The organism is Salipiger sp. D13, assembly GCF_003703915.1.
GTDB classification, from domain to species: domain Bacteria; phylum Pseudomonadota; class Alphaproteobacteria; order Rhodobacterales; family Rhodobacteraceae; genus Salipiger; species Salipiger profundus.
Map to the genome: position 1 here is coordinate 1 of NZ_RAPJ01000067.1, position 21,479 is coordinate 21,479.

The 21,479-nt window shown below is 60.3% G+C and carries 10 protein-coding genes and 2 pseudogenes; 2 read left to right on the plus strand and 10 right to left on the minus strand.

Features of this window, described 5'->3' with window-relative positions; all coding sequences use genetic code 11:
- Positions 1-393 precede the first annotated feature (393 nt).
- Positions 394-831: a hypothetical protein gene (locus D6860_RS24450; protein ID WP_011747838.1), complete on the minus strand. Its 438-nt coding sequence runs from the start codon at positions 829-831 to the stop codon at positions 394-396.
- A 168-nt stretch (positions 832-999) separates the two neighbouring features.
- On the opposite strand from D6860_RS24450, the gene D6860_RS24455 reads away from it, so the two are divergent.
- Positions 1,000-1,521, plus strand: coding sequence for a 2'-5' RNA ligase family protein (locus D6860_RS24455; protein ID WP_041529858.1), 522 nt, complete (start codon positions 1,000-1,002; stop codon positions 1,519-1,521).
- Between the two features lie 264 nt (positions 1,522-1,785).
- On the opposite strand, the gene D6860_RS24460 is transcribed toward D6860_RS24455, so the two are convergent.
- From D6860_RS24460 to D6860_RS24490, 7 genes are all read right to left on the minus strand, one after another.
- Complete coding sequence (locus tag D6860_RS24460) at positions 1,786-2,562, minus strand: HNH endonuclease (RefSeq protein WP_011747841.1); 777 nt, start codon at positions 2,560-2,562, stop codon at positions 1,786-1,788.
- Positions 2,562-4,523, minus strand: coding sequence for a DUF2326 domain-containing protein (locus D6860_RS24465; protein ID WP_076625032.1), 1,962 nt, complete (start codon positions 4,521-4,523; stop codon positions 2,562-2,564). Before D6860_RS24465 ends, D6860_RS24460 begins: the two co-directional genes overlap by 1 nt.
- Entirely contained in the window at positions 4,513-8,988 is a 4,476-nt protein-coding gene (locus D6860_RS24470; RefSeq protein ID WP_076625033.1) for an Eco57I restriction-modification methylase domain-containing protein, read from the minus strand. The genes D6860_RS24465 and D6860_RS24470 overlap by 11 nt, the downstream gene beginning before the upstream one ends.
- 2 nt (positions 8,989-8,990) lie before the next feature.
- On the minus strand, positions 8,991-11,762 hold the full coding sequence (locus tag D6860_RS24475; protein ID WP_076625034.1) for a DEAD/DEAH box helicase: 2,772 nt from the start codon (positions 11,760-11,762) through the stop codon (positions 8,991-8,993).
- Between the two features lies 1 nt (position 11,763).
- The gene (locus D6860_RS24480) at positions 11,764-16,941 is read right to left on the minus strand and encodes a DEAD/DEAH box helicase (protein WP_076625035.1); all 5,178 of its coding nucleotides are present in this window, start codon (positions 16,939-16,941) and stop codon (positions 11,764-11,766) included.
- Complete coding sequence (locus tag D6860_RS24485; RefSeq protein ID WP_076625036.1) at positions 16,942-18,864, minus strand: GmrSD restriction endonuclease domain-containing protein; 1,923 nt, start codon at positions 18,862-18,864, stop codon at positions 16,942-16,944.
- Between the two features lie 63 nt (positions 18,865-18,927).
- Entirely contained in the window at positions 18,928-19,815 is an 888-nt protein-coding gene (locus D6860_RS24490) for a BrxR family helix-turn-helix transcriptional regulator (protein ID WP_076625037.1), read from the minus strand.
- A gap of 420 nt (positions 19,816-20,235) precedes the next feature.
- On the opposite strand from D6860_RS24490, the pseudogene D6860_RS24495 reads away from it, so the two are divergent.
- Positions 20,236-20,394 (plus strand): annotated as a pseudogene (locus D6860_RS24495) (IS481 family transposase); the annotation flags it as partial.
- Positions 20,395-20,452: 58 nt separating this feature from the next.
- Here D6860_RS24495 and D6860_RS26085 read toward each other — a convergent pair.
- Positions 20,453-20,539 (minus strand): annotated as a pseudogene (locus tag D6860_RS26085) (hypothetical protein); the annotation flags it as partial.
- 265 nt (positions 20,540-20,804) lie between these two features.
- On the minus strand, positions 20,805-21,479 hold a 675-nt coding region (locus tag D6860_RS24505), incomplete at its 5' end, for a DUF2493 domain-containing protein (RefSeq protein WP_164845664.1).

Consider the following 21,479-nt stretch of genomic DNA (forward strand, 5'->3'; position numbering starts at 1 on the left):
GTCGCCCAGCACTCAACTGCGATGTCGCGCCACACACAGCCGGTATTCGGCCAGATCAGGCCATTGAAAGGGCCGTATGGAGCGGACATGGGACGGGCAAGGAACGGAGACGATGGCAACCGCGGATGCTCATCAGCCCGACCGGCCTTTCACCGGCGGATTGGCTCGCCCGCGACAGGCATTGCGCGTCGTTCTCCAAGCGCCCCGCCCGACGTGCCGCCCGCGATCACAGGAGCAGTCTGCCGCTCGAACGGTCCGCCATTCCCACCGCACGGCCACGTGCAACGACGCGGGTCTCATGCCGATCCGCACACCGCTCCATACCGGCATCCTGACGATCGGAATGGCATTCCAGCGCTGATCCGGGCCCGCCTCATCGGATCGTTGGCAGTGTCAGGCGCCGACGGCCGATCGGTCCGAAGAGTCGGCGGCCATGCCGGCAATGCGGAGGAAGGCGGAAACGCCAACGGCGCCAGCGCCGATGACGGCGAAGATCATCTGCCATGTCTCCGAGGGCATCATGGTCCTGGCGATCCCTAGGGTGGCGTGAAAACCGACGACCATCGCCGGCACCACGAAGATCAGGGTGATGGCAAAGCGCGCCCAGAGCGGCCGGACGAGTATGATCAGCGCCTGGCCGATGGCGAGCGTCAAGCCGGCGGCGAAGCCGCCGACGAGGATTGCACCGGGCCAGCCCGCGCCGGTGCCATAGGCCCAGATGCCGGTGTGAAGTCCGACGAAGAGCGGCAGGGCGAAGACGGCAAGGTTGAACAGCAACCAGCACATGGCTGCGATGGCGGCAATAGATGCAAGGATTCCGAGAACGAACATGGTGGTGTCTCCCGTTTGACGTGGAACGGTCGCGCCTGCCACCACCACCATGGCGCAACCTGAAAGTTAGCAGAATTCTTGTCTTTGGGCGAGACACAAGGTGACCCGCCCCCCTGAGGGAACCAGCCGATCGTTGACCCATGTTGCAGATTTCCCCACTGTGTCGTGATGATTTACGTCCTGGCATATCCACAGTTTGAGCCGAGTGTCGCCGAGCGCATTCGTCGGTTTCGGACCGAGAACGAGCCGGCCAGAGCCGAGCTCGTCCCCCCACACGTAACTCTCGTGTTCGGGCTGATGAACATTCGCCCTCAAGAGTTCCAGGAACACTGCGAGGCAGTGGCCAGCAGGTCATCGCAGTTTGAGGTGTCTTTCGCCTCAGAGGAGATTACACACGATCCCTTTGAAAAGACCCATAAACTGCTTCTCGTCAGCTCGACCGGAAGTTCCCATTTGGCGGCACTGCATGACCAGCTCTACGAAGGTGTTCAGAGGGCGGAGCGAAAGGACGATATTCCCTACCGTCCACACATGACGGTCGCGACGAACCCTGATCGAACGATTATCGAGCGTTTAGAGACATCTTCCCTCGGAGACTTCCCGCTCTTGGGAACCATCCGGGCCCTGGAGGTCGTTAAGCTTGAACACGGGGGGCTGCACCACCTCCGCACCATCCCATTCGGAAAGTAGGGCTAGGGTTAGAAGGCGGCGTACGGAAGCGCGGCAGGTGGTCGTGCTTGATCCGCGCCGCGCCCCTACACTTCCGGCCCACAGCGGACCTTCATCAGAAGGGCACATGCTGCGGCGGCTTCCCTGATCCGGAACAGGACCTCGAGCGCGGCCCGCGACTGGATCGTCATGAATACGTCGGCGAAGTTGCGATGGGCATGGCAAGGCAGAAGGCATGCGCGAGCGGAACGGCGTTGCTCCTGCGACGCCGCTTGGCCCCCCGGCTCAATCAGCATGCGGGGCGTCAGGTGCTTTGACGTCGAATACCTTCGTCCTGTGCCAGTCCAAGAAGACCCGATGCTTGTCGGTCAGATCGACTGGCCGATCAAAACTTAGTCGCGCACGTGCCTGCTCGCTGAGGTTCGCCGAAAAGACCGGAATGCCGTCATCACCGAAGGTAACCAGACCACCATCGAATACGGCATCCCAAAGAGCCGACAGAAGCAAACCATTATGGACATCCAGACGCTCTGCGTCGTTTTCACAGTCGCGCCATGGCTTGATGTGAGAGGCACGTAGAAGCGGCTTGTCGACAATCCCGGTAAGAGGGCATCGCCCCCGCCAGTATTTGATCAGACGCTCACGAAAGATGTTCTGGCCGACACGCTGGACCACAAGGCGTTCCGCCTCCGTCGTCTTCGGCAAGTGCTTGGTGCGGTGAATAAACTCCTGAAGTGGTGCGTCGGGAAGGCTTGCGGCAAGCTCGTAAACTCGTGGCATCACGCCATAAAGCAGTGCCAGCGAGGCAAGCCGGAACCGTGCGAGGCCTGGTCCTGCGGTATCGGACGCCTCAATCCCGATCTCTGCGATGACTCCGGCGTGATCCAGGGCGAGGAGCCACGCACCGGAAGTGTCCCGTGCGAGCCAGATCGATCCCTGCGCGGTCGTCGAACTGTACCGCTGCCAGCCATCGATTTCGCCTTGGGGGCGCCGGAAGCCGTTCTGGTAGGTGACTTTGTCGCATTCCTGGCGGGTCACGAAGGATTGGGGCGTCTCGATCATCAAAAGTCCATCGCAAACAATCTGGCTTCAGGTGGGGTTGATGACAGTTTCAGCCGTACCGAGTGATGATCTGCTGTGATTTGCGATGGGGCGGTAGTTGTCGTTACAATATACTGGAATGGTGGGGGGCTTGTTTTCTCTTCCAGGCCCAGCGCGAAATCAAAGAGATTTGAGTAGATGCCAGCGTCGAGGTCTGCTTCGCGGGGACTGTCATGGATGAGGAACGACGGTAGGTCCGCCTTTCCGTTCACAGAAAGGATCATGGCGGCGAGGTCGAAAGCAACGATCTTGAACGACTCTACTGCCGCCGTTGAAAGGCCCGCGCCACGATCTAGCAATATCTCGGGATGTAGACCGTTACCGTCGAGTTTCACTTTCCCAGTACAGCCATTGGGCATCAGAGTCGCGACAAGTTGTCGAAAGAGTGTTTCCAAGTCACCTATCGCTGCCGCGGCGCGTTCGCGCTCAAGGCCCATCTTTTGTCGTTGACCGTCAAGCATTCTGTCAACGCCGGCCAAGCGCTGAACTATTCGGGCGCGATCACTTAACTGGCGGTCGAACCAGTTAGCTTCTCTCACCAAGTCCTGAGCGTGATTTATAGCTTTGTTGGCGTCTGAGGCTTGCCGCTCGAGTTGCGCGAAAGAATCTTCAATTTTGGAAATTTCACCATCCAGACGCAAGATTTCCTGATCGAGGTTCTCAATTTCTCCGGGCAGTGCCAATCTTTGACGATCTAGCTCAGCAACATGTTTCTCAGTCCGTTCAATCCGGCCTTTCACCTCGTCAAGGTTGCACCGTTCCAGAGACACCCCACATCCATTGGCCTTCACCTCATCGATGCTGACATGACAAATTGCGCAACGGACAATAACGCCAGTTTCAAGTCTTGCTTGCTCGGTACCTTGTTCGGCACGAGCAGCAGAAATCTGACTCGGAAGGCTGTTCAATAGGGCCTTCTTCTCCGCCCTTTCGTCACTTCTTTTGTTTCGCTCGGACTGCAGAAGGCTTCGTTTGCTGCGCAGAGCGTCGCTGGGGCGACCACCCTTGGAGTGTTCGGTGCCTAGGGCCTTCGCCAGTACTTCATTCGCCTTGTCGATCAACTCCTTGCGCACGATCTCTTCCGTCGGATCACGGTCCTTGGAGTAAGACAGGCGTTCACAGAGTTCGCCGAATCTTTGGCTTTGGAACCAGTCGAGATGGCCGAGCTTTTCACGTAGACCGTCGCGCTCGCGTGTATGTGCTCTCGCCTCCTTCGTGGCTTGAACCTCGTCCGCTGAGAGCGCCCCGATAGCCAGACGCACGACAGTCAGCCTTGTCTCAAGAGAAAGTTCCTGAGCAGGTGATCCCGAACCGGACCGCTTAGATCGCCAGTCGAAGACGTCGTCCAGACGGCATTCCTGATCGCGGGTGAGCCAGGCCAGCAGGACGTCCCAGACTTGTTCTGCCTTCAAGTTGTCCGGAACCTGATCTCGATACCGGGCACAAAATCTATCGGAGATCACCGGCGCTATCGTTGGAGGTTCAGTGCCGACCAGAAGCTGGTCAAATGTCTCCTCGATCCGCTCTGCGCGGGTGGCGCGGGACGGCAGGTTCATGCCAATCGGACGGGTGACCACCCAACACTCGCCATCAATGATGACTTCGGCGCCAACAAAGCCATTCGGCAATCTTTGCTGCATGAGCGGGCGCTGTTCGTCGTTGGCGAAGGTGCGCTCGCCCAAGCAATACCGGATCAAACGGCAGAAGGTCGTCTTGCCGCTGCCATGAGGGGTGGCACCGGTTTCGTTCATCGACAGATCGGGCGACCAGATGATGTTGACGCCGCGCCGAAGCTCAATATTGCGCAGCAAAGTCTGAGGATCGCGCCAGAGCGCCAGCCGTCGAACCCACAGGCGAGGCCCTTGCTGACCTTCGGGCAGATTGAATTCAATCTCGGATGGCTGAAACAGATCAGGCTGCAAGGCGACCCTCCCTGATGAACGGAAGGATTACGGCAGACACCTGCGCGAGCCCGAGATCCAAATCCACACCTTCCAGCCTCGACCATGCAAAGATTGCGCGGCCGACGGCAGGATCACTTGCATTCAGGGTCGATCGATCAAGCCTCGAACCCGCGCTCCATTGTGTGCCATCGGATGAGACATCCAATACGGCAGAGGAAACGAGATCAGTGAAGACCGCGCCCCAGGCTGCGTTCGTTGGCGGAACGAGTTGAGTAGCGCCCGTCGAGTGCGCCAAGAGACGTTGCCACTCTCGACGATCCGTTTCCGACAGGAAGCCATTAAGCAGGCCTGGCTGAAGGCAGGCGAGCGCGGCCAGACGGACGCGACGGGCATCCGAAGGCCCTGGCAGAATACCCACCATCGCCCGAAGCTGTGCTCGGACTCTGTCTCGCTCATTGATACCCTGAGGCCACGCCCACATTGCGTCCTCATACTGGTTGAGCGGGGGCAGCTCGATTTGTTGAGCGACGGCCGTTGCTCTGTCAGCCAAACCGAGGGCAGCAAACGTGCCATTCTGCTCCATCCTGTCCCAGGCCTCAATTACGAGGCGGCGGGTGCGGTATTCGCCGTGGTGGCGGATTTCCTTTTCCTTGAGGACGCGGAAGGTTTCCGAGGGGTAGTCGGGGCCCTTCACGTCGGCGGGGTCGAGGATGTAGCGCAGCTCGTCGCGGGTCAGGCCGTAGGCGCGGGCGTAGAAGGCGTCGAGATCGGCGCGCAGGTGGGCGCGTCGGTCCTCGTCCCAGGCGAAGGGCGGGCCGTCATGGCCCAGATCGTGGGCGAAGGGGGCGAGGCTGTGTGAGGTGTAGGTGAGCTCCAGCACCTTCGGGGTGATGAAGTTCAGCCGACGCTCATCGTAGAAATCGGGCGAGAGGACCGGAAGCTGCTCGTAGATGAAGAAATTGAGATGGGTGCCACCTACTTTATGGCGAGCAACAAAATCGAACGTCAGCGAGGAAAGGCACCCAATAAGTCCTGCCAGTGATCTCGGCGATGTAGCCATCGGGAATAGCATTATCGGCAAATTGTTACCCACAGCAAGCCGTGGGAAAGCAGCTGCAATGACCGTGCGTTCGTTTGTAGCATTCGTGATGTCTCGCCAGCCCATGAACCAGTCGCGGCGCCACTCTTTGGCAATAAGCTGTGCTTGTACTTCTTTCTCGTCCACCCAATATCGCGGCAGGGGTTCGAAATCAGCGTTTGCTTTCTCTGTACTTGCTATATCAGTGGAAGTTTCTCCTTCGAGGTCGTAACCCGCCCAGCGATGATCATACAGGTGGATCATCTTTGCTTCATAGAGTGGGGTGTACACTTCGCAGCATGTCGCTACGCCACCATCGTTGGGCCCTTCCTGATCATTTTTTCCAACAGGCTTCACCCAGTTTGCGCCGTGGCGCATGCATCCCCGAGCGGCAAGCTCTTGTGCACTCTTAAACAGCGCAGAATCCGACGTCATGTTGAAGAGCCCTTGGCGGAACTCCACGCCCCACGGATTGCCGTTTGCGCCTTTGGTCGAATTTATAAATACGGGCGCGGCACGATATATTTTCGCCGTTAATTCAGCATCCGCTTGGGATCTGAATATTGGTGCAGTTCTCGTGTTTGGATTTATCGCAAAAATATCACTTGCGGATAGCTGATATCTGCGCCGTGGATCGGACAGCTGATCTGAGGCAAGGATGTACGCAGTAAAGTCGGATGTTTCGCCTGCGTCCCCCATAGTCAAAAGAACGAAGGGGGTGTCGGGGTGAACGGCCGGAAAGATTCTCCACGCGTTGTCAAACATCAGTGCTGAGACTAGGCGATTCTTCTGCACGATCTCGTCGAAAAAGAAGCGGTTCGAATAATCTGTGGCGATGCCGCTCTGCACAATAATGCCCGCGCGCCCACTCTTGCCAATGAGTTGATGGGATAGCTCAGCAAATAGCGGATAGGTGTTAATTTTTCCACGGGCCGTCAGGTCAAACCTACCGGACTCCCGAGCAAACTCGTTCCCTGCGTCGAAAACCCGCTTGGCAAAAACGAAGCTTGAATACGCGCCGGGGTCGGTTTTCTCCAATCCTTCGATAGCTTTTTTCCTCGCGGCTCCCGCAAGCGCGGCGATCTCTGGTTTGCGAGTTGCGAAGTATTCTTTGTCGGAAAGCTGCATCACCTCCCACGGTGGGTTGCCAAGCACCACGTCGAACCCACCGCGCTGCATCACGTCTGGGAACTCCAGCGGCCAATGCAGGGCACGGGCGTTGCGGGCGGCCTTGGGGGCATCATTCATCGCCTGCCGCATCTTGCCCTGATTGAGGGCCATCCACAGTTCCTCGGTCGTCGGCACGGTGCGGGCCGATGCCCCCGCCGGTGCACCACCGACCTTGGGCAGCAGGAAAGCCGCTACATAGAGGTCCGCCGCCGCCTTGGCGCGGACAAAGGTCTGCCCCTTGCGCAGTTCCTTGAACCGCTTGGCCTTAGCCCCGATCTGTTCGACCGTATCCTCGGGCAGGTCACGGAAGCCCGAGAAATCGAGCGCCAGCGGTTTCATCGCGGGCATCGACGCCTGACCGGTGCCGAAGTCGAACCCGCCTTGCCCCGCCGTCGCATCGCGATTGGCCTTGAGGTAGTATTTCGCTGTTTCCTTGTCGTCGCCGGTCAGCGGCTTGTAGGCGGCGTCGGGAATGCCGTCCTGCAGCACCTGCAAATCGAACACCCCCAGCAGCGCATCGCCGCAGCGAATCTGCGCGTCGAAGAAGCCGAGGGGAAGGCCCGGGTCCACCGTCTCGATCCAGAGCGCGACCTTGGTCAGCTCCACCGCCATCGGGTTGCGGTCCACCCCGTGGATGCAACAGCGGGCGACATCGCGCAGGGCGTGGCGGAAGTCGGCGAGCGAGGGCGTGCCCTCGGCCCGGATGCGCGCGAGCCGCGTGGCGATGCGGCGGGCGGCGGCCAGCAGGAAGTGGCCCGAGCCACAGGCGGGGTCGATGACCGAAAGCTTCAGCAGCGCCTTGGCGGGATCGTCCGCCTCGGCCTCAATCTTGTCGAGCACGGGATCGAGCGCGGTGTCGAGCAGCGCCTGCACGAGACTGTCGGGCGTGTAGTAGGAGCCGGTGGTCTTGCGCTGGTTGCCCTTCTGCTCGGCCGCCTCGGAGGCGAAGACCAGCGTCTTACCGTCGTCGCCGAGCTGGGGCTGCAGTTCGAGGAGGGATTCGTAGACCGAGCCCAGTTCCTCGGTCTCCATCGCGCGCCAGTTGACCGGGACCATGCCGGTTTTGTCGGCGAGCCAGGAGAGGCGATAGAGCGCCTCCATGAAGGCGCGGTTGCGCAGGCGGGCGGTCTCCAAGTGGGGCAGCCTGTCCTCCGCGAAGAGGCCGCCGAGGGCGGGCAGCGCAAGGGCGGGCTGGCCTTGCGTGAGGGCGCGGAAGACGATCTTCACCCCCTCGTAGCGGTCATGGTGCTTGTCCCAGGTGGCGGCGCGGTAGCATTGCTTGCGCAGCGACTGGAGCGAATAGCCTTGGGCGTAAAGGGCGCGGGCCTCGGGCTTGGCCTTTTCGGGGTGGAGGAGGTTCCGGTCCTCGGCCACCATCAGGAAGATCAGCCGGTAGACGAGACGCAGGAGTTCGTTGAACCACTCGGTCAGGTTCACTTCGCCGGACCGCAGTTTCGCGGCGAGGTCGGGGTTAGCCTCGAGGAAGCCCGAGCCGAGCAGTTTGAGGGCCAGTTGGACCTGACCGGCCAGGCGATCTCGCGCGGCTTCGCCCTCCTTGGAGCCGGCATCGCGCCAGCGTTCGATGGGGCAATCGGTGGCGGTGGTCTCTGCCGCGCCGAAGCGGGTGCGGTGGATCATGAGCCAGAGCACCGCGAAGGACGCAATGTCTTCGTTGGTAAACATCTGCGCCAGATCGGCCTCGACATAGGCCGGACGGGTCAGCGAGGCATTGTCGCGCATGAGGCGCAACTGCATCCCATTGGTGACTATGCCCCAAAGGGCCTCGTCCCGATCATTCAGGTGGTCCTGAAGGGCAAAGGCCGGAGAGCGCGACCTGTCCGTCGAGAGCGTCGGGCTGCGGCGGTCAAGTAGCTCGGACGGCGGGACGACGACGACAGGCACACGATCGGACGCGATCAGGGCGATCGGTGCCGCTGCCACCGTGAGGTCTGTGTACCCGAAGGTTTCCTTGAAGAAGTCGGCGATGAAACGCGAGGTGGCGGCGGCCGAGGGGTGTTCGATCTTCGCAAAGGCATCGAAATGCGATTGGCCTACGCGGAAGGCGGTGGCGATTTCCTCGCGGATCTGTAGGCCTTTGCGAACCCCGTATTCCTCGGGGGATTGCTCGGGTGCCTGGCGCTGATCGATCTTTGCGATCATTGCAGGCGCGATCAGGTTGCCTTCGAGGCTCAGCGACGGCCACGCGGACATATCGGTAATTGGTTTGCGGGCCATGATTACACCTCCCCCGGAACAAGAACGAAGAGGCCGATGACGTCTGGGGGAATTATCGGCTCGACACTGACACGCGACGCGGAACCGGCGGCAGCACGAAGGCGGGCGTGGTCTTCAACCAGCTCCGCGGCACGCTTTTGGACGAAATCGGCAATCGGGCCGCCCAGCAGGTCAGGAAGGGCCGCCTTCGCCGTATTGATCATCCGGTCGCGGGCGACAGACGCGAAATCAGCAGTCGCGGGAGAGGCAAGCAGCGTGCGCGCCTCGCTGCCAGAGGCAATCACCGAGTTACTGTCGAGGGCAACAAGGGCGGCTTCCTCTGCCAGCAGGAGGCGCTCACGCCGAGCATGAACGGTGAGCTTGTAGCGAATACGCAAGAGAGCGACACGCGTCATCTGAGTGACGGCGGCACACGGCCAAGCCCCGACACGACCGATGCCCAGATCCGGCAGCGCTTCGGTGTCGAGAGAGGCTTCAAGCAGGCTTTCTGCCAGGGACGACGTCAGCGGATGGGTTCTGGTCAGAAGCGAAGCGCCTGAGGGCACGGGTTCCTGCGTGGCCAGTTTCAGAGAGCCCTTCAGCCCACGCTGCTCCAGCTTTTCCTTGAGGCTATCCTGAAGGGCATGCACGTGAGCGAACTGCAGCGACTTCTTTTTCTCGAGGGGCACCCCAAACCGAGACATCGCGCGCTCGAGAAATTCGAGCGTTTCCGCTGGCGATCCAAGGAGGGTCTTCACCTTGTCCCATTCAGGAGCGACTTCAATCGGCTTCATGGCATTTTGTGCAAACCGGGCACGTGACCGTTTTTCATTCTCGCTTGCGTCGCGCCAGCGGGTCTCCATCACCTGGATACCGTCGCCGAGTTGCAGGTCCAACGTCAGCTGCTTGTGACTGCCACCACCACGGCGGAGCATCATTGCCGCCATCAGCGCATCGGTGACCGGTCCCCGCTCCTCGGGCAGAGGCACAGTCACGCCCGTCGCCTTACGGATTTCTTCTGCCTTGCGGAGAATGACGTCCAACACGGCGCCGTCGATGGCGCTGTCGGGCGAAAACATCATGATCGAGCGAACGAGTTCGGCGGGTTGTCCGAAACGATCCACGCGACCTTCGCGCTGTTGATGGCGCGTCGGGTTCCAGGAAAGGTCGTAGTGGATCACGGTGTCGAACAGCTGTTGAAGGTTGATCCCTTCCGACAGGCAGTCCGTGGCGACAAGGATGCGCTGATCTTTGGTGGAACCTTCTTCCGCCGCCATTTCGGCAACGCGATCGCGACGTTCGTCCGGCGTCAGTTCACCTGTCACGGCTTGTACATTCAGCTTGGTGAAGGCCTTACGAAGCCTTTCCTTCACATGTTCGGCAGTGGCGAGGTAGCGGCAGAAGACGACGGGATTGGCACCATCTTTGATCAAGGGTTTGAGGGCCTTGATGAGGGCGTTCAGTTTGGGATCTTCGGCCGTCAGAAGTTCGCTGGCCTTGTCGAGAAGCCCTTGGAGAGCGGGATCATTTGAGAAGACGGTGTTTGGCTCGATGTCCACGGCGTCTTCATCATCACCATCTTCGTCGTAGATCTGCGGCTCGAGGCGCTCGTCTTCATTGGAAGCCCGGTTTCGCAACGCGCTCATGGCGGCTGCGGGTGACGATCCGACACAGCGCATCAGCGCCAGAGTGCCCCAGAAGGCAAGCCGGCGATCCTTCTGCGCGTCTCCAGCCCGAGACACGACCGAGAAGCAGTAATCAAGCACGGCCTCTTGGAAGGCCAGATGCTCGTCGTTCAGGCGATACGAGTATTCGGTCGTCTCGTGCTTGGGGAACGAGCGGTTCTCATCCCAGTCGCCCTCGACCAGGTCGACGCGCCGCCGCTGAACAAAGTGCCTGACAAGGCGCTCGCGGTATTTCTGGTTGTCGAAGTTGACGGTCCCGAATTCCTTGTCGATCAGCGACAGTAGCCGAGCGAACGCATCCTCGTCCCCGGAGTGCGGCGTGGCTGTCAGCAGGATCAACCGACGCTCAGGGTCGCGTGCAAGGCCTTGGAGCAGGTCAAAACGCTGCTGCTTTCCTTTGTGCGTCCCGACGCAGGCGTGTGCTTCGTCTACGATAACGAAATCCGGGCAGGCCCTGGCGAACCCATCCCGGCGTTTCTCGGCTTTGATATAGTCAAGGCTGACCACCGTGAAGGGATAGGCATCGAAAAGGGTTTGCGCCAATGGGAGGTTGCGCTCCAAACGTGCGGCAGTCCCGGAGGTGACGGCAACAGCATCGATCCCGAAGCGATCCTTCAATTCGGTGATCCACTGGTCCACGAGGTGCGGAGGGCAGAGCACCGAAAACGCATCGACTTCTCCGCGATCCATCAGCTCTCGGAGGATCAGACCCGCTTCGATGGTCTTGCCGATGCCAACGTCGTCGGCAATCAACAGCCGCGGGACCTGAAGCCGAAGGGCCATGAGAAGCGGGACCAGCTGGTACGTCCGAGGTTCGAACGCGAGCTGTGCGGCGGATCGGAAGGGACCTGCCCCTCGGCGGAGAGTCAGTCGCAACGCGTCGGCAAGAAGGGCAGCCTTGGACTGCACGGTAGTGCGCGCATCGTCAGGCAGGTCGAAACGAGCGGCTTCGACCGGTGTAAGCTCGAGATCCGGGGCAAGAACCACGATGTCGTTTTCATTGCCCGAGAGGGGGCGCAGGGCGAGCAGGCCCTCGCCGGATGTCGGCAAGGCAACCCATTCACGGCCGCGCGCTCTGACAAGATCTCCAGGAGTAAAATTCACAGTCATATCAACCTTCAAAATTCTTCATGAAGCCATCCGGCAGTCCTTCCGACGGCGCCGAAGGCAATCCAAAAACGACCCAGCCCTTGTTCATCGCGTCTGCCTCAGCTTCCGCTGTCAGGTCAGCGGTCGTCGCGGCAACCGCGAATGCGCGCCAAACAAACTCGAATTCGCGTCCACCAAAGCTCGCGGGCATCGTATCAATTTGGGGGATGCCCGCGGCGCTGAATGCCTCAATCCATGGTGATGCCACCGTTCCAGCGGTCGGCTTCGCAGCACGGGAAATCGTGCCGCGTGCAAGATCGATCAGGAATTGCGTCACTTCCGAGCTCGAGCGGTCGATCAGTTCATGGTCCGGTTGGTTGAAATAGGACAGCAGGCAACGGTAGCAGCCGCGAACACAGCTTCCGTCTTTCTTCTCCTGCAACAGATCCGCATCACCCGCCGCAATCGCAGCATCGACATTCTCGAAGTGCATCAAACCCAGTGCGGTCTTCGCCACCTCGTTGATTGCCTTTCCTTCATCAATCAGGCGCGTGAGCACGCCGGCGCCGCCTTCCGTTGCCTCGTAGGCAAGGATTGCGCGACGGTTGTCCCTCGCGGGCAGCGGTTCACCGAGGATTTCGCCTTCTTCCAATTGGAAAACCACCTCGATTCCGCGCAGCAACGCATGCTGAACCGTCGCGATTGTCTCGGGCTCATACTGCTCCGGCTTTTCGAAGCGGAACAGCAGGGCATTCTTTCTGTCGCGGACAATCGGAACAATGCGAACCGGCTTGACCACGTCCGGCGGAACGTCCGTGTCGCTGTCCTCGTCGTCGGATTTCGCCCAGTATCCGGACCTCGGATCGATGTGGAAACCGAAAACCGTCTGGTCCTTTCGGCGCTTCAAGCCCTTGTTCAGTCGGCTGATTTCTGCGCTATTGGCGTATTGCAGGGCCAAGAGGGAGGTCTCGCCACAGACGAATTTGGCGTTGGTCACTTGGACCTGCCCATCCTTCTTCGGCCAGGAGAAGACGGTCTGGATGTCAAAGCCCTGCCGAACGCGCTCTTCATCGTTCGCCGTGATGCGCTCAGTCGGGGCGGCCTCGACGTTGTCGATGCGCAGGGTCTTCTTAATGGGGACCTCACCCGCCATATGGTTGTTGCACCCATGGCAACGCTCGACCTCGCCCTCATGCGATGCACCACAGTTGGAGCAGATGTAGATATCCTTGGTCGCCAACTCCGACCCGTCGCCCTGACGCACCTCGGGCGGCAATTTGGCTTTCATGACCCGGTAGGCGCGGCCCTCATGATAGATCAGACTGCGCGGGCCGAATTCGGAAATGGCGAGGAAGCGGGCTCTGGAAAGGAATGACCCCGTCTTGCCTTCGCTTGGTACAAACGCGTAGAGCGGCAGGCGCGGGAAGTTGTACCCGGGCAGGAAGCCCTCAGTCGCCAGATACCGATACGAATAGAAATCGGACCCATTCGAGGCTTTGCCTTGTTCGAGGATGGCGATCTGATCCTGGGCCTGCATTTGCGCAGCCTTGATCTTGCGCCGGTCGGCTCCCGATAGCCCCGTAATCTCCGAACGCTTGTTGGCCTCAGCCAATTGCGTCCTGGCAGAGCTATAAAGCTCCCGCCAACGGTCGAAGGCGCGGTCAAACTCCTTTGGGGCATTCATGGCCGTGTGAAGAACGAACTCGTCTGGATCGTCCATCCAGATCGGGGTTTGCCCTCCGTCGGACGCCAGAATCTGCTTCAAGACACGCGCCATCGGTCCCCGTGCCTGCGAGACCAGAGCGGGTTTCGAGATGACCTCCAGAACGTCTTCTTTCAGCGGGAATTTGTCCCCGTGAAGGTCCAGAATCTCTGGGATGTCGGGAGAAAGCGCCAGTTTCGCTTCCGCCAGCCACACCGCGTGCAGGTGCGATCGGACCAGCTCTTCATTCGTGATGTCGAGTGCTGGCGGCCGCACGACACCGGCCACCATATCGTTGCGCCGTTCAAAGAAATACTGATCATGCGGTGATCCCGAGGCGCAGTATGTCACGACAACCGCGGCCTGGCCCGAGCGACCGGCACGGCCAGCGCGCTGCGCGTAATTCGCCGGTGTAGGAGGTACGTTGCGGAGGTAGACCGCGTTCAAGGCGGAAATATCAACGCCGAGTTCCATAGTCGGAGAGCAGAACAGCGCTGGCAGGAACCGGTCTGACTCGCCGGTCGCCCGAATTTCTGTTCGGTACTCCGAGGTCGCGAGATGGTCCATGTCGTCCTGCTCGAAACGGAACCGCCATTCACGCCATTCTCTCTGCTTTTGCGAAACCTGAGCCGTGTGCTCGCGTCCCTCCAGCCCCCAGTAGGAACTACGCCCGTCGCCAAGGTCACTGGCAATCGCGGTGTAAAGGTCGTGGAAATATCGGTTGCCGCAGTGGGTTTCATCATCGAGAGCCGGTCCAGGCACAAGCCGAACCGCAGATGGTGACAGGCGCCAGCCCGTCACATCGCTATCGAGTTCAACAGGCACCAGCAGCCCTTCCTCGCTCAGGAAGACAAGCATCCCTTCCATGAACTCGTAGTACTCATCCTTGTTCAGCTTCATGCCTAGAACCGACTTCCGGTTCACGAGCCGTGCGATCCGCGAATTGGGACCTGCCCGAAGAAGCGTTTGTTCTTCACGCAGCGTGACGACATTTTTGCTGCCCGCGCGCAGGACAAGCGAGGACCGCGCTCGCGGATTTTCCTTTTGGTCAATGGCCCAAGGTGCCTGAAGCAGCATTCGGGATTTCTGGGCCACGCCGTCGAGGACAGTCAGGTCCAAGGCTTCGGTCTGAACAGCCAGGCCCTCAAGCATCGCGGACAAAATCGCCTTTAGAATTGCCTGCCGCTGTTCGAGGCTGAGGTCTCCCAGCGCTGGATGGATGGCCATGAAGCGCTCGCGATCTTCAGAGATTTCCTCGAGGCCGAGGAAGTTCACGTCGATCAGGTTCAGGACAGACAAGCTGGGGTTGGTGAAGCGCCAACCGCGACGCAGGTCCGTCCAGACACGGTGGGCGAGTACCTTCGCGAGCGATCGCTGGGCGTCTTCGCGAATGATGGCACCAGCATTCGAATCCAGCAGCCAATGCTGGCGCGCCTCTTTGTTGGCGGCAGTAAAGCCGAGCGCCTTCACCACCTGCAGGCCGAACTCATCTTCTGCGAGCCCACCTGAGCCAGCAGCAATGACCGCGCGAAGGATGGCTCCGCGCAACAGGCTTACGAACAGGAAGTCATTGAAATGGCCAGACTGCAGGGCTGCATCCTGACGGTTATCCGTGAACCCCAAAAGCTTCCGCTTCGTCTCGGGTACGCCGCTGCCAGGTTTGTTCATCCACTCCAGGGCGCTGGCGACCAGCAAGGTTGTTGCCGAGCTTCGCCCTTCGCCGGACAGACCCGCCAACTTGCTGCGCTCACGCATCCCCTGCGTCGGTTCGTCATGGCAGCACAGGCAGAACGCGAACTTTCCCGGGATGAACCAGAAATCGTTTCCGCCCGCTCCGTGGCGACCATCAGCACCGACGACGTAGGACACCGGCATACGCTTCTTGCGATACCCTCTCAGCCGTTCAATGCCGTTTTTCTCTTCTCGCCAGCTTTCGGGGTAACCCTCAAGCTCGCCTGTGAACTGGAAGTCAGTATCGCCGGGCGTCACCGGACAGAGATACCCCGCGACCTCGTCTTCTTCAGTGTCGAGCGGCGTGTCGTCGATGCTTCGAGGCAGAAAGCGCAAGCTCCCATCATCGTCGACCTTGGTCACGACATGGTATTCTTGGCCACAGTTTCGGCAGAACCGCGTGGGGTAGAGGCGGTTTCCAGGGGCTTCGGGGTCCTCGAGCTGCCCTTCAAGGAGGATCCGACGCGGCCTGGCCGTGAGCGTCGTAAAGACTTCACCGGCACCGGAGATGAACCGGTGGAGTTTGAAAGCGAGAAAGGCTCCGTCCTTCATGCCGCCGCGCTCAATCTCCGGCAGGCTTACCCGGGTCAGGAATTTTTCGAGATAGTCTCGGCAGGTTTCTGCATCGACCGCACTGGCCAGAGAAAGCTTTTCAACGGCTTCTTCAAAAGGGATCGGCTTCTTCCTGCGAAGCTCAAGCCCATCGTCCAATCCGAGTTCGAGTTCGGCCCAAACCGAGAGCGGATGGCGCTCTAGGGTTTCGTCATCGAGTGCGTCCGGCAAAGGCTGCGTCAGGGCCGTCTTCAAAGCGCCAAGGACGTGCTCGGTCTTCAGGGCGTCATCGGTCGCGCGCTGCAAGGACTCGTCGATGACCGCGTCCGGGCCAATGTCGGTGCCAAACAGACGAGACGCTACCTTCGCGACAGCAAGTGCGCGGCTCTCGTCCGATCCCTCGGAGGCCATCGTTGCCGAGGTCCCAATGCAGATTGGCTCCTTGTCCGGCGAGCACCTGTCCCGCAGGCGTCGAACGAGGACCGCGACATCGGCACCTTGGCGCCCGCGATAGGTATGGAGTTCGTCGAGAATGATGAACTCGAGACCGGACGCGTTCGAGACGACCTTCGAGTCCAGGTCGTCCTGACGCGTCAGAAGCAATTCTGCCATCATGTAGTTAGTCAGGAGAATGTCGGGCGGATTGGCAGCGATGCGCTCCCGCCCTTCACGGCTTTCCTGACCGGTGTAACGTTTGACCACCGGCTTGAGCTCATCGGGCAAACCGGAACCAGCGATGAACTTGTCGATCTCCTTCATCTGGCTGTTTGCCAGTGCGTTCATGGGGTAAACGATGATTGCCGTCGTGCGACGCGGCTTTCCTGCGCGCCGCGCTCGGATGATCGAGTCGACAACCGGCACGAAGAAGCAAAGGGATTTCCCCGAACCCGTACCGGTTGTGACGACATAACTCTTTCCTTGCTTCGCCTTCGCGATCGCCTCGGCTTGGTGCCGGTGAAAGCGAAGAGGCGTGGTGCCAAACCGGAAAACCTTGCCCGTGCCGTCGTCGAGATCACCCGTGGCGACAAGTTCATCGACCGTCGGCCCCGCCATGAAGCGTGGGTTTAGAGACAAGAGGGCATCCGGCCAGAATTTTCCGGCGTCGTACTGGGCATCGATCTCGGATTTCAGGTCGGGTGCCCGAATTGCGCTGAATGAACGCGAAAAGTGCTCGTAAGCACGGATCAATTGATGGTCGAACTCAAACGCTTTCATTCAGGCGGCCTCCTCGGTGTCCGGGCTTGGAACATCGAAGCCTTCGTCGTCCTGGAGAACGTCCTCGCCTTCCTCCGGCACGGAATCTGCCCTGACGATCGCATGCCCGGTTGCCTTTGAAATCATGGCAAGGAGCCGCGTCTCCCGATCCGCCATGAATCCCTCGAAGTCATCCGCCCTCAGCAAGGATGGATCCAGTCCGTGAGACGCCAGATAATCATCAAGCGCTTCGCGGGCGATCGGCGGGTTGTCCTTTCCGCCTGTTTCCAGTCGTTCCAGGTAGACCGATGGAGCTACGCCGCCAAGAATGCGGTTGGTCTTGTAGCTGAGCGGCGTCTTGTTGACGACGGTGTCAAAGACCTTCGGCTCGATTTTCTGCTTCTTGCACCAGTCCTGCGGGAAGATGTGGTGGATATCGACGTACTCGTCAAAGAATACCGTGTCCTTGAAGTGCTGGCCGGAGCGAAGATCTCTCGCGCCTTCGGCCATCAGAAGGGCGTGGATACCCTTGTAGGCGGCCGACAGGCGGGTGCGCAGGGTGCGCAGGCGTTCCGGTCGGAAACGGCCATCGGTGATCGTGCTGGGTTCGGGGCCACCGTCCAGCCATGCGGGCACCTCGAGCACGTCCTTGGCAAATCGGGACTCGATGGCCGAGCCATAGAGTTCGCCAAAAATGCCGCACCAGAACCAGCGGGCGAGCTGGTCTTTCACTGCAGCGTGGTCGAACCTCGGCCCGATGATGGCGAGGATCGCGGCAAAGGGGACAAGCTGGCCCTGATAGGGCAGATCGATGACCCGATAGATGTGGTTCTGCCGGAGGAACTTTGCCGCAGTCTTGAACCCTTCTTCGACCGCAGCACGGTGTTTCAGATACGCCTCCAGCGGCAGGTCTAGGAGCGACTGACGCGTGGCCCGGACTGCGGACAGCTCCGTCTCTTTGCTCCCGGCGGCGATTTCGGCCGCACGGGTCTCGACCCCATGCAGGAGGGCGATGGCCTGCAGCACGTCGGTGGCAGCGACCTTCTCCAGCACGCCAAACTTCTGTTCGGCCGCCCGCCCAAAGAGCTGAAGCCGGGTCTGCAGCCCCGGCTGGCCGTCGGCGCCGAGCCAGTCGTCCCGCAGGCGATGGCCGCGGGCTGCATACATCGCTGTCACAAGCTCGAATGCGTCGAGCGGCTTGCCGCCGGTATTCACCTTCTCAAAGACCAGACAGACGGCCTCGTGGGAGGTGTCGGGGCTCAATGCGATTACGGGCAGCTGGTAGGCCTTGAAGTTCTGAAGGACCTCATCCTTGAACGGCTTGAAGAGCTTGCGTGTCTCCGGGTCGTTTTCCAGCCAGTATTCGTTGAAGCCGTCTTGCCATTCGTCCCAGTCAAAAACCTGGTTCAGCGGGAACATGAGGTTTTGGTATTCGAGTTCCGGCGTGGAGAGATCGAGGTCGATCTTCCGGTCGAAGTCCGACTTGATCCGCCGATCCTCCGGTACTGAGACAATGGCGTTTTCGCGGTCCTCGGCCGGGTTCATTGCTTTTCGAATGTCGATGTAAAACCAGCGCTTCACGAGCTTGAGGCGAGGCGTGACCGTTTGCACCACCTCGCGGCGCAAGCAGGTCTGATAAAGCGAGGTCATGCGCTGCTGGCCATCCAGCAAGAGCTGATCCGGTGCGTCGTCGCCAACTGCGGCATCCGCCCCCTGGATTGGTCGGCGTGCGAAGGTATCAGCCGCACCAGGCTTCACCTCGAGCGTCATCAAGGCGCCGACCGGAAACGCCTGCGAGATCGAGGCGATCAGCCCCTTGATCCGTTCCTCGTCCCACACCCAGCTGCGCTGGAAATCCGGCAACTGAATTTTGCCGTTCCCACACTGACGGAGAAGCTCCTCCAAGCTGACCGGGTTGGTCTTGAATGCCGCTTGTTTACCCAATCTGGCTCTCCTCAAATGAACTTGCTGGCTTCTGGCAACTGGACGCGATGTCCGAAAAAGGCTTCATTTCGAACCCTCCGGAGCGCCAGCTGCTCGAATGCCACTGAAAATCTCGTCGCGATTGATCAGCACGATCTGCTGGTCCTGGGGCGCGCGCGCTTCGAGGGCGGTATCTAGACCGAGGCGTTTGAGCGCATAGTAGAGGAGCGCACGTCTCACCTTGATCTTCGCCTTGCCGCCGCGCATGCCATAATCGAGGGCAATAACCTTCGCTTGTGTTTCCGAGAGATCGGGGTGTGGCCCAACCTCCAGCGTGACCTCGGCAAGCCAGTCGTGATCGTCGCCGGCCGATTTGTCGCTTTCGCCCGAGCCTCGAACCTCAAGCATTCGAGACAACAGGAAGCCCTTGAAGCAATCGTCGGTTTGGCAGAACGCCCGAGTGTGCCAGCGGAAACCGTCAAACGCGATGGCATGGGGGGCGATCCAGCGCCAGCGCGGCTCGGGGCTGGACAGGGACTGGTACTTTACCTCGATCGCCTCGGACCGACGGATTGCGCCAACGACCGAACGAAGCGTCGCCGGATTGACCCCACGAACTGGCGTAGGGGCGGCCGCGTAGGGCGGGAGGTTGGCGATCCAAGCGTCCTCGCGGTCGAGGAGCCCGTCAGCGACTGATCGGAGTTGTGCAAGGTAGCGGCTCGCGTCGGGCTCGAGGAACTGCGGCTTGAACTCGGAGCCGCGTACATAGGTTCGCGCACTCTTGTCGTAGACCATGTTGTCCGGCGCGAAGCCGATGTAGCGGTTCAGGTCGGTGGACGCCTGGTTCACCGATACCCCGAACTGGTCCATCAGATCGCTGCGGTTCACATGTCCCTCCCAGAACAGGCGGAACTCTATGAACTCGAGGCGCTTCTCGACACCCCAGCGAAGTTCCGACCGGTCGCTCTCCAAAAATCACCTCCGGGCCAGATCGGTGGACCCGCAAACTATGCGGACCCATTTTCTGTGCTCTCGATGACGCTAACTGAGGGGAGGAAAGCGGGCAATCGAAATTGCGGGTAACTGCGCTACATACCCTTGGCTGACACTGATTTCTTCCTGGCGGGCCAGCCTCCGGCTCAGAGAGCTGCTCGACGTACAGCGAACTCAGCCCTCCCTCCGATCCGAGGCACTGCAATCTTCACTGTCATCGGACTACTTGCCTCTTGCCTTCCCCTTCAGGAAGCATGTTACTTCTGGCAAAAAATTGCCAGAAGTAACGGTCGTATCAGTTGGTCTCTTCAAGGCGAGCTTTGAGCCAGTGGAGAAAGAACGGATGACGTGTCCACTTAACCTTCTTTCCGTGCTATTCATGGATAGGAGGGTTCGATCATGGGACGCACATCGACCGCTGCGACGCCGCAGAAACGGGACGCGGACACGAAGCTGGCGCAGAGCCGCCTGAGCGTGCTGGAACTGGCGAAGGAGCTTGGCAACGTCGCCGAGGCCTGTCGTCAGCGGGGGCTGGACCGGACCAGCTTCTATGAGTGGAACTGCTCTCGACCTTCTCGGCGGCGATGTGCAGGCCCAGCTTCGTCTTCAGGTCACCTGAGATCGAACCGTGGGCGGTAGGGGTCAAGCATACGGTGGCCTCGACCATCTCGGCGACTGTAGCCTCCTTGGGACACTGAAGCATGGCGATAATCTGTGCAGTAAAGTGTCAGAGTTCGGCCTCCTCTGAATGTCGGCTTTCTGCGCACGGGCTTTTTCGTTCGCGCCCGCAGAGAATGTCCGGACGCCGTCCTCCGTGCACGTCGCGCCGGGCCGGGCGGGGTGATCCTGGCGGAATGTCCGCTTCCATGTCCTGACAAGGGCATGTTCGCACAGGCAGAGAATGTCGGCTCACCGCCCACCGTAACGTATGCAGGAAGCTGCGCGGCCATTTTGAATCGGTGCAGCGCTCACGCGCTGCCCTTTGCGAGTCGGTAGACCGGGATGCCCATCTTGCGGGCCTTGTCGGCGAGGTTTTCCTGAATGCCGGTGCCGGGGAAGACGATGACCCCGATCGGCATCGAGTCGAGCATCCGGTCGTTGCGCTTGAACGGCGCAGCCTTGGCGTGTTTCGCCCAGTCCGGTTTGAAAGCGACCTGCGGCACCTTGCGATTGTCGGCCCAGGTGGCCGCGATGCGTTCGGCACCTTTCGGCGTTCCACCGTGCAGAAGGACCATATCGGGGTGCTTGGCATGAACCTGATCGAGCCTGTCCCAGATCAGCCGGTGATCAGTGGTGTCCCCGCCCGAGAAGGCAATCTTCGGCCCTGCGGGCAAGAGCACCTCATTGTCGACCCTGCGCTTGGCCGCGAGGAAGTCGCGGCTGTCGATCATGGCCGAGGTCATCTGGCGATGGTTGACCCGTGAACCGGAGCGCGGCGACCAGGGCTTGCCGGTGCTGCGCAGGAAGAGGTCGGCGGCAGTGTCGCGGAAGGTCTCCATGCTGTCGCGGCGCTCGATCAGGCTCTGGCCGATACCGATCAGGGTCTCCAACTGGACGGATTTGACCTCGCTTCCGTCCTGTTCGCGCTGAAGGCGCTTCTGGGCCTGCTCGTTGTCATCGAGTTTGCGTTCGATCCGCTCGAC

What these genes read in the sequence shown, in the direction of transcription:
- D6860_RS24450 (WP_011747838.1), bottom strand. Translation starts at nt 831, where the DNA reads ATGTTCGTTCTCGGAATCCTTGCATCTATTGCCGCCATCGCAGCCATG.
- D6860_RS24455 (WP_041529858.1), top strand. Translation starts at nt 1,000, where the DNA reads ATGATTTACGTCCTGGCATATCCACAGTTTGAGCCGAGTGTCGCCGAG.
- D6860_RS24460 (WP_011747841.1), bottom strand. Translation starts at nt 2,562, where the DNA reads ATGATCGAGACGCCCCAATCCTTCGTGACCCGCCAGGAATGCGACAAA.
- D6860_RS24470 (WP_076625033.1), bottom strand. Translation starts at nt 8,988, where the DNA reads ATGGCCCGCAAACCAATTACCGATATGTCCGCGTGGCCGTCGCTGAGC.
- D6860_RS24475 (WP_076625034.1), bottom strand. Translation starts at nt 11,762, where the DNA reads ATGACTGTGAATTTTACTCCTGGAGATCTTGTCAGAGCGCGCGGCCGT.
- D6860_RS24480 (WP_076625035.1), bottom strand. Translation starts at nt 16,941, where the DNA reads ATGAAAGCGTTTGAGTTCGACCATCAATTGATCCGTGCTTACGAGCAC.